This is a genomic window from Streptomyces sp. NPDC048185, assembly GCF_043202495.1.
Classification (GTDB): Bacteria; Actinomycetota; Actinomycetes; order Streptomycetales; family Streptomycetaceae; genus Streptomyces.
In genome coordinates this window covers 963,604-977,162 of record NZ_JBIDAN010000002.1, presented here as the reverse complement: position 1 = coordinate 977,162, position 13,559 = coordinate 963,604, and the positions used below count along the sequence as shown (strand labels likewise).

Genomic DNA, 13,559 nt, shown 5'->3' with positions numbered 1-13,559 from the left:
GGGAGCGGTACGTGGGCGGGATCACTCTGGTGCAGGACGAACCGGTCACCGCGCCACCCCCGAAGGTGCCCGAGGCCCCCGCTGCCGAGCCGGAGCGGGACGCCGGGCTCAGCCCGCGCCGGGTGCGGCTGGTCTTCGTCGGGCTGATGCTGGCGCTGCTGCTCGCCGCGCTCGAGCAGATGATCGTCGCCACCGCCCTGCCGAAGATCGTCGGCGAGCTGCACGGCCTGGACAAGATGTCCTGGGCGATCACCGCGTACCTGCTGACCTCCACCATCGGGCTGCCGATCTACGGCAAGCTCGGCGACCTCTTCGGCCGCAAGGGCGTCTTCCAGTTCGCCATCCTGGTCTTCGTCGTCGGCTCGGCGCTGGCCGGGCGCGCCCAGACCATGGACCAGCTGATCGCCTTCCGCGCGGTACAGGGCGTCGGCGCCGGCGGCCTGATGATCGGTGTGCAGGCGATCATCGCCGACATCGTGCCGCCCAGGGAACGCGGCCGGTTCATGGGGCTGATCGGCGCCGCCTTCGGACTCGCCTCGGTCGCCGGGCCCCTGCTGGGCGGCTACTTCACCGACCACCTCACCTGGCGCTGGTGCTTCTACATCAACGTGCCCTTCGGCCTCGTCACCATGGCCGTCGTCGCCGTCGTCCTGAAGCTGCCCAGGCCGCACGTCAAGCCCCGTCTGGACTTCCTCGGCGCCCTGCTGCTCGCCGCCGCCTCCACCTGCCTGGTGCTGCTCACCAGCTGGGGCGGCACCGAGTACGCGTGGGACTCGACGGCCATCCTCGGCCTCGCCGCCGGCGCCGTCGCGTCCACGGTGCTCTTCCTGATCGCCGAACACTTCGCACCCGAACCGCTGATCCCGCTGCGCCTGTTCCGGGACTCCGTCTTCAACGTCACCGCGCTGGTCGGCCTCGTCGTCGGCGTCGCCCTCTTCGGCGCCGCGAGCTACCTGCCGACCTTCCTCCAGATGGTCGACGGCGCCACCGCCACCGAGTCAGGCCTGCTGATGCTGCCCATGATGGGCGGCATCGTCGGCGCCTCGATCATCTCCGGCCAGCTCATCAGCCGCACCGGGCGCTACAAGGTCCACCCGGTCCTCGGCGGCGTCCTCTCCGTCATCGGCATGTGGCTGCTCTCCCGCCTCGACGTCGACACGCCCCGGCTGCACTACAGCATCTGGATGGCCGTCCTCGGCGCCGGCATCGGCATGGTGATGCCCGTCCTGGTCCTCGCCGTGCAGAACTCCGTGCGCCCCGCCGACCTCGGCACCGCCACCAGCGCCAACAACTACTTCCGGCAGATCGGCGGCAGCGTCGGCGCCGCCGTCTTCGGCACCCTGTTCGCGGGCCGGCTCACCGACGCCCTGGCCGACCGCGTCCCCGCCGGAGCGGGCACCGGCCTGCCCGACGCCGAGTCCATCACCCCTCAGCTCGTCCACACCCTCCCCCCGGCGCTGCGCGACGCCTACATCCGGGCGTACGCCGACGCCATGCCGCGCATCTTCCTGTACCTGGTGCCGGTACTCGTCCTCGGCCTGCTCATCGCCTTCTTCCTCAAGGAGAAACCACTGGTGTCCCACAACGCCCCCGTCACCGAGCCCGAGACCGCGCAGCCCACCGCCCACGTCCCCCAGGCCCGTTCGCCCTACGCCGCCGGGATCCCCGTCTGCGGCACGGTGCAGCACCCCGACGGCACCGTGGTGCCCCGCGCAGCGCTCACCCTGATCGACGTCGGCGGGCAGCAGATCGGCCGGGGCGCCAGCGGCGACGACGGACGGTACGCGCTGGCCACGCCCGGCTCCGGGTCGTACGTCCTGATCGCCGCGGCCGGCGGTCACCAGCCGCAGGCGGTCTCCGTGACCGTGGGCGAGCGCCCGGTCGAACTGGACGTGGTCCTCGGCGGCGCCGGGCGCCTGGCCGGCAGCGTCGTCACCGCCGACGGCAGCCCCGTCCGGGACGCGATCGTCACCCTCACCAACGTCCACGGCGAGGTCGTCGCCACCACCCGCAGCGCCCGCGAGGGCAGTTACGTCATCACCGAGCTGGTGGCCGGCGAGTACACCCTCGCCGCCAGCGCGCCCGCGTTCCGGCCGGCCGCCCTGCCGGTCAGCGTCCAGGCCGCCCGCGAGACCCGGCAGGACGTCGAGCTCGCCGGCGGGGCCGTGCTGCGCGGCACCGTGCGGGCCAGCGGCGGACGGGCCGTGGAGGACGCGCGCGTGACGCTCCTCGACGCGGCCGGGAACGTCGTGGACACGCTGACCACCGGCCCCGACGGCACCTTCCGCTTCGTCGACCTGTCGTCCGGCGAGTACACCGTCATCGCCGCCGGCTACCCGCCCGTCGCCACCGTGCTCCAGGTGGCGGGCGGCGGCCGCACCGAACGCGACCTGCAGCTCGGCCACGAGGACTGACACCCACGGCCGTCGCCGGCGCGGGGCGTGACACGGCCTGCCCGGTGACGCCCCACTCGGCCCGGACGCTCGCCGCCCTCCGACGTCGTGGGCGGGGCCGCCCGCGACGGCGTGGAGTCTGTCCGGGCCGGCCACGTGGTGGGTGGCGGCGATGCGGCCTTCGGCGTCGACACGGCGAGGCGTGCTGCGCGCCACCTCGCGGATCGGGTGGTGGGGGAAGCCGGCCGACGGGCGGGGCATCGGCACTTGTCGCCCTTGCCGGGGCGGCACCGGGATGCCGATCATGGACCGATGCCAGGTCAGCGGAAGCGGAGACGTGCGGAACAGGACACGAGGCGAGGGGCGGCCGCCCGCGCCGCTCCGGGCACCGGCCACTGGGTCGTCCTCTTCGAGACGCAGGACGCGTCGCACTGGCACGCTCACCTTCGCGCCCTGCGCGGCGAGGAGTGGGCGACGACGAGGATCGACACGCTGTGCGGGCGCCTCACGCAGCCGACCACCTACCGGCTGAGCGTGTTCGTGCCCTCGGCGCGCCGGTGAGTTCGTCGGCGCGGGACCGGCTCCCGCCGCGGCGGGCGATCGTGGTGACCGGGCGCCGGAGGGGCCGGCCGTGGACCGTACGGTGAGTTCAGTGGTCCGGACCACCGACAGTTGTCCACAGCCCTGGCCGAGGCGGCCCGGCAGCGCGTACGGTGCGAGGCATGAAGATCCCCGTCACCCGACGGCAAGCCTCTGACCTGCGAACGGACCTCGATCAGTGAAGATCCTCATCAGCGCCGACATGGAGGGCGCCACCGGCGTCACCTGGCCCGGCGACGTCCTGCCGGGGACCCCCCAGTGGGAGCGGTGCCGGTCGATGTTCACGTCCGACGTGAACGCCGCCGTGCAGGGCTTCTTCGACGGCGGCGCCGACGAGGTGCTCGTCAACGAGGCGCACTGGAGCATGCGCAACCTGCTGCTCGAGCGGCTCGACGAGCGGACCGAGATGCTCACCGGCCGCCACAAGGCCCTGTCCATGGTCGAGGGCGTGCAGCACGGGGACGTGGACGGCATCGCCTTCGTCGGCTACCACACCGGAGCCGGCATGGAGGGCGTCCTCGCGCACACCTACCTCGCCAACCAGATCACCGGCGTGTGGCTGAACGACGAACGGGCCAGCGAGGGCCTGCTCAACGCGCACGTCGTCGCCGAGTACGGCGTGCCGGTGGTGCTGGTCACCGGGGACGACCTGGCCTGCGAGGACGCGCTCGGCTATGCGCCCGGGGCGCTGAAGGTCGCGGTCAAGGACCACGTCTCGCGGTACGCCGCCGTGTGCCGTACCCCGGCCAGGACCGCCGCCGACATCCGGGCCGCGGCCAAGGACGCGGCGGCGCTCGCGGTGCGGCACGAGCCGGTGCGCGGCGGCCCGTTCACGGTCGCCGTCGAGTTCGACGCCGAGCACCTGGCGGACGCCTCGACCGTCGTGCCGGGTGTGGCCCGCGTCGGGGAGCGCAAGGTGGCGTACACCCACGACACCATGTTCGAGACGATCCGTACGTTCAAGGCGGTCACCACGATCGTCTCGGCCGCGGTGGAGGAGCAGTATGGCTGAGCATCCCGAGAGCGGGTCCGGGGGCACGGACGCCCAGGCGCTGGACGAGGTGGTCCGGTTCACCTCCGACCTCATCCGCATCGACACCACCAACCGGGGCGGCGGCGACTGCCGGGAGCGCCCGGCCGCCGAGTACGCCGCCGAGCGGCTCGCCGAGGCCGGCCTCGAGCCCACCCTGCTGGAACGCACCGAGGGCCGGACCAACGTCGTCGCCCGCATCGAGGGCACCGACCCGTCCGCCGACGCGCTGCTCGTGCACGGTCACCTGGACGTGGTGCCCGCCGAGGCCGACGACTGGAGCGTGCACCCCTTCTCCGGGGAGATCCGCGACGGCGTCGTCTGGGGGCGCGGCGCGGTCGACATGAAGAACATGGACGCGATGATCCTCGCCGTCGCCCGCGGCTGGGCCCGGCAGGGCGTCCGGCCCCGGCGGGACGTGGTCATCGCGTTCACCGCGGACGAGGAGGCCAGCGCCGAGGACGGCTCCGGCTTCCTCGCCGACCGGCACGCCGCCCTGTTCGAGGGCTGCACCGAGGGCGTCAGCGAGTCCGGGGCGTTCACCTTCCACGACGGCGCCGGCCGGCAGATCTACCCCATCGCCGCGGGCGAGCGCGGCACCGGCTGGCTGAAGCTCACCGCGCGCGGCCGGGCCGGACACGGCTCCAAGGTCAACCGGGAGAACGCGGTCACCCGGCTCGCGGCGGCGATCACCCGCATCGGCGAGCACGAGTGGCCGCTGCGGCTGACCCCGACCGTCCGGTCCGCCCTCGACGAACTCGCCGCCCTGTACGGCATCGACACCGGCCTGGACGACGTCGACGCCCTGCTGGCCAAGCTCGGACCGGCCGCCAAGCTCGTCGAGGCCACCGTCCGCAACAGCAGCAATCCGACCATGCTGGACGCCGGCTACAAGCTCAACGTCATCCCGGGCCAGGCCGTCGCCCACGTCGACGGACGGTTCCTGTACGGCTGTGAGGACGAGTTCCGCGCGACCCTCGACCGCCTCACCGGACCGGACGTGGACTGGGAGTTCGCCCACCGCGAGGTCGCCCTCCAGGCACCGGTGGACTCGCCGACGTTCGCCGGGATGCGTGCCGCCGTCGAGGCGTTCGCCCCCGAGGGGCACGTCGTGCCGTACTGCATGTCCGGCGGCACCGACGCCAAGCAGTTCTCGCGGCTCGGCATCACCGGGTACGGGTTCGCGCCGCTGAAGCTGCCGGAGGGCTTCGACTACCAGGCCCTCTTCCACGGCGTCGACGAACGCGTCCCCGTCGAGGCGCTGCACTTCGGCGTCCGCGTCCTCGACCGGTTCCTGCGCACCGCCTAGCGCCCGCTCGACAAGGCTCTGGAGAAGAAGTTGGGGGAGTCAGTGCAGACTCTGGCGTACGGATCGTGGCCCTCGCCGGTCGACGCGGCGCTCGCCGCCGCGCACGACGGTCGGCCCGACGACGTGGGCTTCGTCGGCGACGAGGCGTGGTGGACCGCGCCCCGGCCCGCCGAGGGGGGCAGGCGCACCCTGGTCCGGCGGCACCCGGACGGTACCGAGGAATTGGTGCTGCCCCCGCCGTGGAACGTGCGCAGCCGCGTCATCGAGTACGGCGGCCGTCCCTGGACCGCGCTCACGACCCCCACCGGCGGACCGCTGGTGGTGTTCGTGAACTTCGCCGACCAGCGGCTGTACGCCTACGAGCCGGGCGGCGCCGATCCGCGTCCGCTGACCCCCGTCTCCGCGGTGGGCGGCGGGCTGCGCTGGGCCGAGCCGCAGCCGCGCCCCGAACGCGGCGAGGTGTGGTGCGTGCTGGAGGAGTTCACCGGCGAGGGGCCGGGCGACGTGCGCCGGGTCCTGGCGGCGGTGCCGCTGGACGGATCCGCCGCCGACGACCGGGGCGCGGTCCGTGAGCTCACCGACGACCGGCACCGGTTCCTCACCGGGCCGCGTGTCTCGCCCGACGGGCGGCGCGCCGCCTGGCTCGCCTGGGACCATCCGCGCATGCCCTGGGACGGCACCGAGCTGATCGTCGCCGACATCGGCCCCGAGGGCACCTTCCGGGACGCCCGGACCGTCGCCGGCGGGCCCGAGGAGTCCGTCGCCCAGGCCGACTGGGCCCCCGACGGCACCCTGCTGTACGCCTCCGACCGCACCGGCTGGTGGAACCTGTACCGCGACGGGCGACCGCTGTGCACCCGCGAGGAGGAGTTCGGCGGTCCGCTGTGGAAGCTCGGGCAGCGCTGGTTCGCGCCGCTGGACAACGGCCTGATCGCCGTCCTGCACGGCCGTGGCGCCGCCGCCCTCGGCATACTCGACCCGGAGACCGGCGAGGTCGTCGACGCGGCCGGGCCCTGGACCGAGTTCGCGGCGACCCTCGCCGCCCACGGTGAGCGGGTGGTGTCCGTCGGCGCCGGCCCGCGCAGCGGCTACGAGGTGGTGGAGCTGGATGCGCGCACCGGCCGGGCCCGCGTGATCGGCGCCCCCCACACCGACGCCGTGGACCCCGCCCACTACCCCGAACCGCGGAGCCGCACCTTCACCGGTCCCGGCGGACGCGACATCCACGCGCACGTCCACCCGCCGCGCCACCCCGACTGCGCCGCCCCCGACGGCGAGCTGCCGCCCTACGTGATCTGGGCGCACGGCGGCCCCACCAGCCGGTCGCCCCTGGTACTGGACCTGGAGATCGCCTACTTCACCTCGCGCGGCATCGGCGTCGCGGAGGTCGACTACGGCGGCTCGACGGGACACGGCCGGGAGTACCGCAACCGGCTGCGCGAGCAGTGGGGCGTGGTCGACGTCGAGGACTGCGCGGCCGTCGCCCGGGCCCTCGCCGACGAGGGCACCGCGGACCCGGCACGGCTCGCCGTACGCGGCGGCAGCGCGGGCGGCTGGACGGCGGCCGCGTCGCTCACGGCCACCGACGTCTACGCCTGCGGCACGGTCATCTACCCGATCCTCGACCTGACCGGCTGGGGCACGGGGGAGACCCACGACTTCGAGTCGCGGTACCTGGAGAGCCTGGTCGGCCCCCTCGCCGAGGTGCCGGACCGGTACGCCGAGCGGTCGCCCGCCGAGCACGCCGACCGCATCACCGCGCCCTTCCTGCTGCTCCAGGGCCTGGACGACGTGATCTGCCCGCCCGTCCAGTGCGAGCGGTTCCTCGCCCGCATCGCGGGCCGCGGCGTACCGCACGCCTACATCGCCTTCGAAGGGGAGGGCCACGGCTTCCGCCGGGCGGAGACCATGGTGCGCGCCCTGGAGGCCGAACTCTCCCTCTACGCACAGGTCTTCGGCCTGGACCGCCCCGACGTCCCGACCCTGGAGCTGACCAGGTGAAGCCACTGTCCCGCCCGGCCCGGCTCGGACCGGGCGCCCGCGTCGCCGTCGTCGCACCCAGCGGACCGGTGCCCGAGGAACGACTGCAGGCGGGCCTCGACGTGCTGCGCGGCTGGGACCTCGACCCCGTCGTGGCACCGCACGTCCTGGACCGGCACGCCGCCTTCGACTACCTCGCCGGCACCGACGCCGACCGCGCCGCCGACCTCCAGAGCGCCTGGTGCGACCCTGCCGTGGACGCCGTGCTGTGCGCCCGCGGCGGGTATGGCGCCCAGCGCATGGCCGACCTGCTCGACTGGGAGGCGATGCGCGCCGCCGGGCCGAAGGTCTTCGTCGGCTTCAGCGACATCACCGCGCTGCACGAGGCGTTCGCCCGCCGGCTGGGCTTGGTCACGCTGCACGGGCCGATGGCAGCGGGCATCGACTTCCTCAAGAACGCGCGGGCGCAGGAGCACCTGAAGGCCACGCTGTTCGCCCCGGAGACGGTCCGCGTCATCGCCTCCGCCGGCAGTACGCCGATGGTGCCCGGCCGGGCGCGGGGCGTCACCCTGGGCGGCTGCCTCGCCCTGCTCGCCGCCGAGCTGGGCACCCCGCACGCCCGCCCCGGCGCGCGCGGCGGGCTGCTGTGCCTGGAGGACGTGGGGGAGGAGCCGTACCGCCTCGACCGCTACCTCACCCAGCTGCTGCGCGCGGGCTGGCTCGACGGGGTCGCCGGGGTGCTGCTCGGGTCGTGGGAGCAGTGCGAGCCCGCCGACCGGGTGCACCCGCTGCTCGCCGACCGGCTGGCCGGCCTCGGCGTGCCGGTCGTGCGGGACTTCGGCTTCGGCCACTGCCCGGGAGCGCTCACCGTCCCCTTCGGAGTCGCGGCGGAACTCGACGCCGACGCGGGCACCTTGACGCTGGACGAACCGGCATTGCGCTGACCGGGCACCCCGCCCGGGCGCGTCGTAGAGTGGCGGGATGCCGCACACCGCGTCCCGCCACCTCGCCGAGGGCCCCCGCGTGGGCATACGCCACTTCACCTACGAGGACGGCGCCGAATTCACCGCCCGGGTCCGCGAGAGCAAGGACCTGCACCACCCGTGGCTCTTCCCGCCGGACAGCGCCCAGGCGTACACCGCCTACGCGTCCCGGCTGATCGAGGACCCGACCAAGGCCGGGTTCCTGGTGTGCGAGAAGGACGGCGGCGGCATCGCCGGATTCGTCAACATCAACAACATCGTCGGGGGCGGCTTCCTCAGCGGTGCCCTCGGCTACGGCGCCTTCGCGCACGCGGCGGGCCGCGGCCTGATGCGCGAGGGGCTGGGCCTCGTCGTGCGGTACGCGTTCGGGCCGCTGCGGCTGCACCGCCTGGAGATCAACGTGCAGCCCGGCAACGCCGCCTCGATCGCGCTGGCCCGCGCCTGCGGCTTCCGCCTGGAGGGATTCTCGCCGAAGATGCTCTACATCGACGGGGCCTGGCGCGACCACCAGCGCTGGGCGATCACCGTCGAGACCGCGACTTCCGGTTGATCTTCATGGTGTCCAGGTCGGTGACGGTCGACCTGAGCGCGCCGTACCCGTAGCCGAGCCCGAGCAGCACCGTCTCCGCCCGGTCCTCGGCGATTGCGCCCGCCATCTCCTCGCCGTCCGCCGCGTCCGACACCACGACGAACCGCAGGGAGAAGTGCTTGAGCGGCGACGGCTCGTACGACAGCGAGCCCTCCTCGGTGAAGCGCATGCCGGCCATGCCGTGGTCGGCGGCCTCGGCGAGCAGCCGGGCGCGCGCCTGATCGGTCAGCGCCTCCCAGGTGCCCCGGACGATCACCCGGTAGGTGTGCTGCTCACTCACGTGCCGCTCCTTCGTCCGTACGCCGACCGCCCGACTCTAGGCCGACGCGGCCCCGGCACCCAGCGAATTAAACGTGAGCCACATCGCGGGGACGTGGCCGGCAGCGCCCCTGTTCACCGCGCCGGTCAGCGGCTTCCATGGGGAATCGTGACGACGATCCGACGTGAGGTACTGACGCTGCCCGCCGCGCCGCTGGGACCGGACAACCCGCTGCCGCCGCTGCGCCCGCTGGACGAAGCCCACCGCATCGACGACCGGGACCGGGCCGCCCTGCCCCGCGACATGGCCCGCCAGGTCGGCTACGAGCCGCTGCGCGGCCTGCTGCCGGTACGGGTGCGGGACGGATACGGCCGCAGCCGCTCGCCGCGCGCCCTGGACGCGCTCGTGATCGAGAACGACCGGCTGAGGGCCACCGTCCTGCCCGGCCTCGGCGGCCGGATCGCCTCCCTCCTCCACAAGCCGACGGAACGCGAACTCCTCTACGTCAACCCGGTGTTCCAGCCCGCGAACTTCGCCCTGAACGGCGCCTGGTTCTCCGGCGGCATCGAATGGAACATCGGCGCCACCGGACACACCACCCTGTCCTGCTCACCCGTGCACGCCGCCCGGGTGCCCGCACCGGACGGCGGGGAGATGCTGCGGCTGTGGGAGTGGGAGCGGCTGCGCGACCTGCCCTTCCAGGTCGACCTGTGGCTGCCCGACGGCTCGGACTTCCTCCGCGTCGGCGTCCGGATCCGCAACCCGCACGAGCGTCCGGTGCCGGCGTACTGGTGGTCCAACACCGCCGTTCCCGAGGGCCGCCGCGTCCTCGCCCCCGCCGACGAGGCCTGGCACTTCGGCTACGACCGCCGGCTGCGGCGCGTCCCGGTCCCCGAGTCCGACGGCGCCGACCGGACGTACCCGCTCAACAGCGTCCACGCCGCCGACTGGTTCTACGAGGTGCCCGACGGCCGGCGCCGCTGGATCGCCGCCCTGGACGAGGACGGGTACGGGCTGGCGCAGACCTCGACCGACACCCTGCGTGGCCGCAAGCTCTTCGTCTGGGGGTCGGGCCCCGGCGGCAGGCGCTGGCAGGAGTGGCTCACCGAGCCCGGCACGGGCGGTTACTGCGAGATCCAGGCCGGCCTCGCCCGGACCCAGCTGGAACACGTGAGGCTGGAGGCCGAGAGCGAGGTGTCCTGGCTGGAGGCGTACGGACGGCTCGACGCCGACCCCGAAGGCGAGTGGCACGCCGTGCTGCGCGCGGCGGAGGAACGGCTGGAGCGGGCACTGCCGCGCGCCGACGTGGACGCCGCGTACACGGCCTGGCTGCCGTACGCCGACGCCGAGCCCGGCGAGCGGCTCGCCACGGGCTCGGGCTGGGGCGCCCTCGAGGCGCTGCGCACGGGCTGGAAGCTGCCCGGCACGCCCTTCGGGGAGAGCACCCTCGGCGAGGAGCAGGAACCCTGGCTGCACCTGCTGCGCACCGGGTACCTCCCCGAGCCGGACCCGCACGGTCCGCCCGGCCAGACGCCGGTCGCCCGGCCCTGGCGGGACATGCTGGAGACGGCACCGGCCACACCGGAGACCGAGTACCACCTCGGCATCGCCCAGTGGCACGCCGGTGATCTGGCGCAGGCGGTGCGCAGTTGGGAACGCGGCATCGAGGGCGCCACCGAACGCTGGCCGCTGCTGCGCTGCCTCGCGCTGGCCGACCGGGAGGGCGGCCACCCCGAGCGCGCCGCCGACCGGTACTCCGACGCCTTCGACGACCTGTGCGCGCGAGGAGACGGAGCGGACGGCGGCGAGCGGTGGCGGGCGGCGACGGCCGCGCTCGGACGCGAGGCGATCGAGGCGCTGCTCGCGGCCGGACGCACCGGGGACGCCCGTGCCGTGTGGGAGCTGCTGCCCGAAGAGGTCCGTGCCCGCGGCCGGTTCCGGCTGACCGAGGCACAGCTGCTGTGCGCGGAGGGCCGGCGCGCCGAGGCACGGGCCGTCTACGACGAGGGCTTCGAGGTCGCCGACCTGCGCGAGGGCGACGAGACCATCGGCCGGCTGTGGGCCCGGCTCACCGACGAGCCGCTCCCCGCCCGCCACGACTTCCGGATGCGGCCGGACGCAGGGTGAACCCTCCGTCCGGCCGGTGGTCACTGGGCCTGCCGGTCCACGTACTCGTACACCACCCCGTCCGGGTGACGGGCGATCAGGTTGCGGCCCGCGGGTGTGGGCACCGGACCCGCGATGACGTCCGCGCCCAGCTCGGTCAGGACCCGGTGGGCGTCCTCCACGTCCGTCACGGCGATAGTCGCCGCCACCTTGCGCAGCACCTCGAGCTCGGACTCGGGCCCGCTCATCAGCAGGAAGCAGCCGATCGCGGCGACCTGGACGCCCCCACGCTCGAAGCGCAGCGCCCGGCCGCCGGCCAGGCCTTCGTAGAAGGGGATCGCCTTGTCCAGGTCGTCGACACAGATACGCAGTGTGGCTCCCAGAATGTCCATGCGGACGAGCCTAGTTGGCCACCGCGGGGCGCGGACCCCATGGACCTGCCGCTCGCGGGTACCCGCAAGGCATGGACCGCATGGATCACTTGGAACACCTGGACAAGCAACTGGTCGACGAACTGGCGCAGGTGGCACGCGAGACCGTGCGCGACGAGCTGCGCGAGCAGACGCGGAAGCAGCGCCGCAAGGCCACGCTCTACGCCGCCTCCGGTGCCGCCGCGCTGTACGCCGGCGCGGCCCTCGCACTCGCCGTGGGCCTGGCCCTCGCCATCGGCCTGCCCGACTGGGCCGCCGCGCTGATCACGGCCGCCCTCCTGGGCGTCGCGGCCTATCTGCTGCGCGGCGCCGCACGGCCGCACGCGTCGGGGCCGGGGGCCGCGCCGGGCTCCGGGCACGCACCCGGCCACGAGCACACCGCCGGCGGCCACGCCCCCGCCGCGCCGCCGAACGGACTCGGCGTGCCGTACCCGCCCATGCCGCCCACCGCCCCCGCAGCGGGCGGCACCGGCACCCCGGCGCCGCCCCGCGACGACGCCGGCCCCGAGGGAACGCGGCGCCGCGCCTGACGGAACCCATGGGAACGGCCGCGGCCCCCGCCCCCGGGGGCGGGGGGGGGGGCGCGCCGGGGGGGGGGGGGCCGGGGGCGGGGGGGGGGGGGGGGGGGGGCCCCCCCCCCCCCGGCCCCCCCCCCCGCCCCCCCCCCCCCGGCGGGCCGGGGGCCCCGCCCCGCCCCCCCCCCGGGGCCCCGCCCCCCCCCCCGGGGGGGGGGGCGGGGCCCGCGGCCGTACGCGGGCGGGGAGCCGCGGGTCAGGTGTTCTGCTGGAGCTGCGGCAGCACCTTCGTGCGGTAGAAGTCGAAGAAGCCACGCAGGTCGGGACCGATCTGGTTGACGTAGACGCGGTCGAAGCCGGCGTCGGCGAACTTCCTCAGCTCCGCGACGTGTTCGTCCACGTCCTCGCCGCACACCCGGTTCTCGCGCACCATGTCCTCGGTGACCAGCGTCTGCGCCTGCTCGAAGTGCTTCGGTGAGGGCAGCACCTGGCCCAGCTCGCCCGGCAGCTGCTCGTTGGCCCACAGCCGGTGCACGGTCCGCACCGCCGCGTCCCGGTCGGTGTCGTAGCAGACCTTCGTACCGCCGCTGACCAGCTTGCCGCCGCCCCCGCCCTTGCGGTACTGCTCCACCATCGAGGCGTCCGGCATCATCGTGATGTAGCCGTCGCCCACCCGGGACGCCAGCTTGGTCGCCGCCGGGCCGAAGCCGGAGATGTCGATGGGCACGGGCTCGTCGGGCACCGTGTACAGACGGGCGTTCTCCACCGTGTAGTGCGTGCCGTGGTGGTTGACCTCCTCGCCGGTGAACAGCCGGCGCATGATCAGGATGGCCTCCTCCAGCATCTCCAGACGCACGTGCGCGGCCGGCCACGCGTCGCCGAGGATGTGCTCGTTGAGTGCCTCGCCGGTGCCGACGCCGAGCCGGAAGCGCCCCTCGGTCATCACCGCGCTGGTCGCCGCCGCCTGTGCCACCACCGCCGGGTGGATGCGCACGGTCGGGCAGGTCACCGCCGTCTCCACCGGCAGGGACACGGCCTCGGACAGCGCGCCGATCACCGACCACACGAACGGGCTCTGGCCCTGCTCGTCGTTCCACGGGTGGTAGTGGTCGGAGATCCACAGCGACTGGAATCCGGCCTGCTCGGCCATCCGTGCCTGCTCGATCAGCTCCGCGGGACCGTACTGCTCGCACGAGAGGAAATAGCCGTACTCGGGCATGGGCTGCCTCCGGGACATGGGGCGGGTGGGTCCCGGCCCGGGTACCCGGGCGCCGGTCCGGAAACCGGCGGTACGGGCCCCGGTGGGCCGGTGGGAGACGTTTGGGGGCCCGGGGCGAGGGGACGCGGAAAGCTCACGAGGTACG

At 74.3% G+C, this 13,559-nt stretch carries 12 protein-coding genes; 9 read left to right on the top strand and 3 right to left on the bottom strand.

Annotated features, from left to right (window positions below; all coding sequences use genetic code 11):
- Window positions 1–11: 11 nt before the first annotated feature.
- The 7 genes from ACGF3H_RS10275 (at window position 12) to ACGF3H_RS10245 (ending at window position 8,845) form a co-directional block, all read left to right on the top strand.
- Window positions 12–2,414 (top strand): MFS transporter, encoded by a 2,403-nt coding sequence (locus ACGF3H_RS10275; RefSeq protein ID WP_362499246.1) that lies wholly within the window; start codon window positions 12–14, stop codon window positions 2,412–2,414.
- A gap of 291 nt (window positions 2,415–2,705) precedes the next feature.
- Entirely contained in the window at window positions 2,706–2,954 is a 249-nt protein-coding gene (locus ACGF3H_RS10270) for a hypothetical protein (RefSeq protein WP_362499249.1), read from the top strand.
- A gap of 217 nt (window positions 2,955–3,171) precedes the next feature.
- Window positions 3,172–4,005, top strand: coding sequence for a M55 family metallopeptidase (locus ACGF3H_RS10265; protein WP_362499252.1), 834 nt, complete (start codon window positions 3,172–3,174; stop codon window positions 4,003–4,005).
- Window positions 3,998–5,332, top strand: a complete 1,335-nt coding sequence (locus tag ACGF3H_RS10260) for a M20/M25/M40 family metallo-hydrolase (protein WP_362499255.1) — start codon at window positions 3,998–4,000, stop codon at window positions 5,330–5,332. Before ACGF3H_RS10265 ends, ACGF3H_RS10260 begins: the two co-directional genes overlap by 8 nt.
- A 42-nt stretch (window positions 5,333–5,374) precedes the next feature.
- Window positions 5,375–7,333 (top strand): prolyl oligopeptidase family serine peptidase, encoded by a 1,959-nt coding sequence (locus ACGF3H_RS10255; RefSeq protein WP_362499258.1) that lies wholly within the window; start codon window positions 5,375–5,377, stop codon window positions 7,331–7,333.
- The gene (locus ACGF3H_RS10250) at window positions 7,330–8,256 is read left to right on the top strand and encodes an LD-carboxypeptidase (RefSeq protein WP_362499261.1); all 927 of its coding nucleotides are present in this window, start codon (window positions 7,330–7,332) and stop codon (window positions 8,254–8,256) included. Before ACGF3H_RS10255 ends, ACGF3H_RS10250 begins: the two co-directional genes overlap by 4 nt.
- Window positions 8,257–8,293: 37 nt before the next feature.
- Window positions 8,294–8,845 carry a GNAT family protein gene (locus tag ACGF3H_RS10245; RefSeq protein WP_362499263.1) on the top strand — a complete coding sequence of 184 codons (552 nt, stop codon included), beginning with the start codon at window positions 8,294–8,296 and terminating at the stop codon, window positions 8,843–8,845.
- On the opposite strand, the gene ACGF3H_RS10240 is transcribed toward ACGF3H_RS10245, so the two are convergent.
- Window positions 8,817–9,164, bottom strand: coding sequence for a DUF6204 family protein (locus ACGF3H_RS10240; protein ID WP_362499266.1), 348 nt, complete (start codon window positions 9,162–9,164; stop codon window positions 8,817–8,819). The genes ACGF3H_RS10245 and ACGF3H_RS10240 overlap by 29 nt on opposite strands.
- 147 nt (window positions 9,165–9,311) lie before the next feature.
- Between ACGF3H_RS10240 and ACGF3H_RS10235 the strand changes: the two genes are divergently transcribed.
- Window positions 9,312–11,270 carry a DUF5107 domain-containing protein gene (locus tag ACGF3H_RS10235; protein ID WP_362499269.1) on the top strand — a complete coding sequence of 653 codons (1,959 nt, stop codon included), beginning with the start codon at window positions 9,312–9,314 and terminating at the stop codon, window positions 11,268–11,270.
- 20 nt (window positions 11,271–11,290) lie between these two features.
- Here ACGF3H_RS10235 and ACGF3H_RS10230 read toward each other — a convergent pair whose 3' ends face one another.
- Window positions 11,291–11,641 carry a VOC family protein gene (locus tag ACGF3H_RS10230; protein WP_362499272.1) on the bottom strand — a complete coding sequence of 117 codons (351 nt, stop codon included), beginning with the start codon at window positions 11,639–11,641 and terminating at the stop codon, window positions 11,291–11,293.
- 71 nt (window positions 11,642–11,712) lie between these two features.
- Here ACGF3H_RS10230 and ACGF3H_RS10225 point away from each other — a divergent pair, with 71 nt between their 5' ends.
- Window positions 11,713–12,210, top strand: a complete 498-nt coding sequence (locus tag ACGF3H_RS10225; RefSeq protein WP_362499274.1) for a phage holin family protein — start codon at window positions 11,713–11,715, stop codon at window positions 12,208–12,210.
- A gap of 241 nt (window positions 12,211–12,451) precedes the next feature.
- Here ACGF3H_RS10225 and ACGF3H_RS10220 read toward each other — a convergent pair whose 3' ends face one another.
- Entirely contained in the window at window positions 12,452–13,414 is a 963-nt protein-coding gene (locus ACGF3H_RS10220) for an LLM class F420-dependent oxidoreductase (RefSeq protein WP_362487913.1), read from the bottom strand.
- Between the last annotated feature and the right edge of the window lie 145 nt (window positions 13,415–13,559).

Bases quoted from the DNA above. Each gene is read 5' to 3' on its own strand.
- ACGF3H_RS10270 (WP_362499249.1), top strand. From the start codon at position 2,706: ATGCCAGGTCAGCGGAAGCGGAGACGTGCGGAACAGGACACGAGGCGA.
- ACGF3H_RS10260 (WP_362499255.1), top strand. From the start codon at position 3,998: ATGGCTGAGCATCCCGAGAGCGGGTCCGGGGGCACGGACGCCCAGGCG.
- ACGF3H_RS10245 (WP_362499263.1), top strand. From the start codon at position 8,294: ATGCCGCACACCGCGTCCCGCCACCTCGCCGAGGGCCCCCGCGTGGGC.
- ACGF3H_RS10230 (WP_362499272.1), bottom strand. From the start codon at position 11,641: ATGGACATTCTGGGAGCCACACTGCGTATCTGTGTCGACGACCTGGAC.
- ACGF3H_RS10225 (WP_362499274.1), top strand. From the start codon at position 11,713: ATGGACCGCATGGATCACTTGGAACACCTGGACAAGCAACTGGTCGAC.
- ACGF3H_RS10220 (WP_362487913.1), bottom strand. From the start codon at position 13,414: ATGCCCGAGTACGGCTATTTCCTCTCGTGCGAGCAGTACGGTCCCGCG.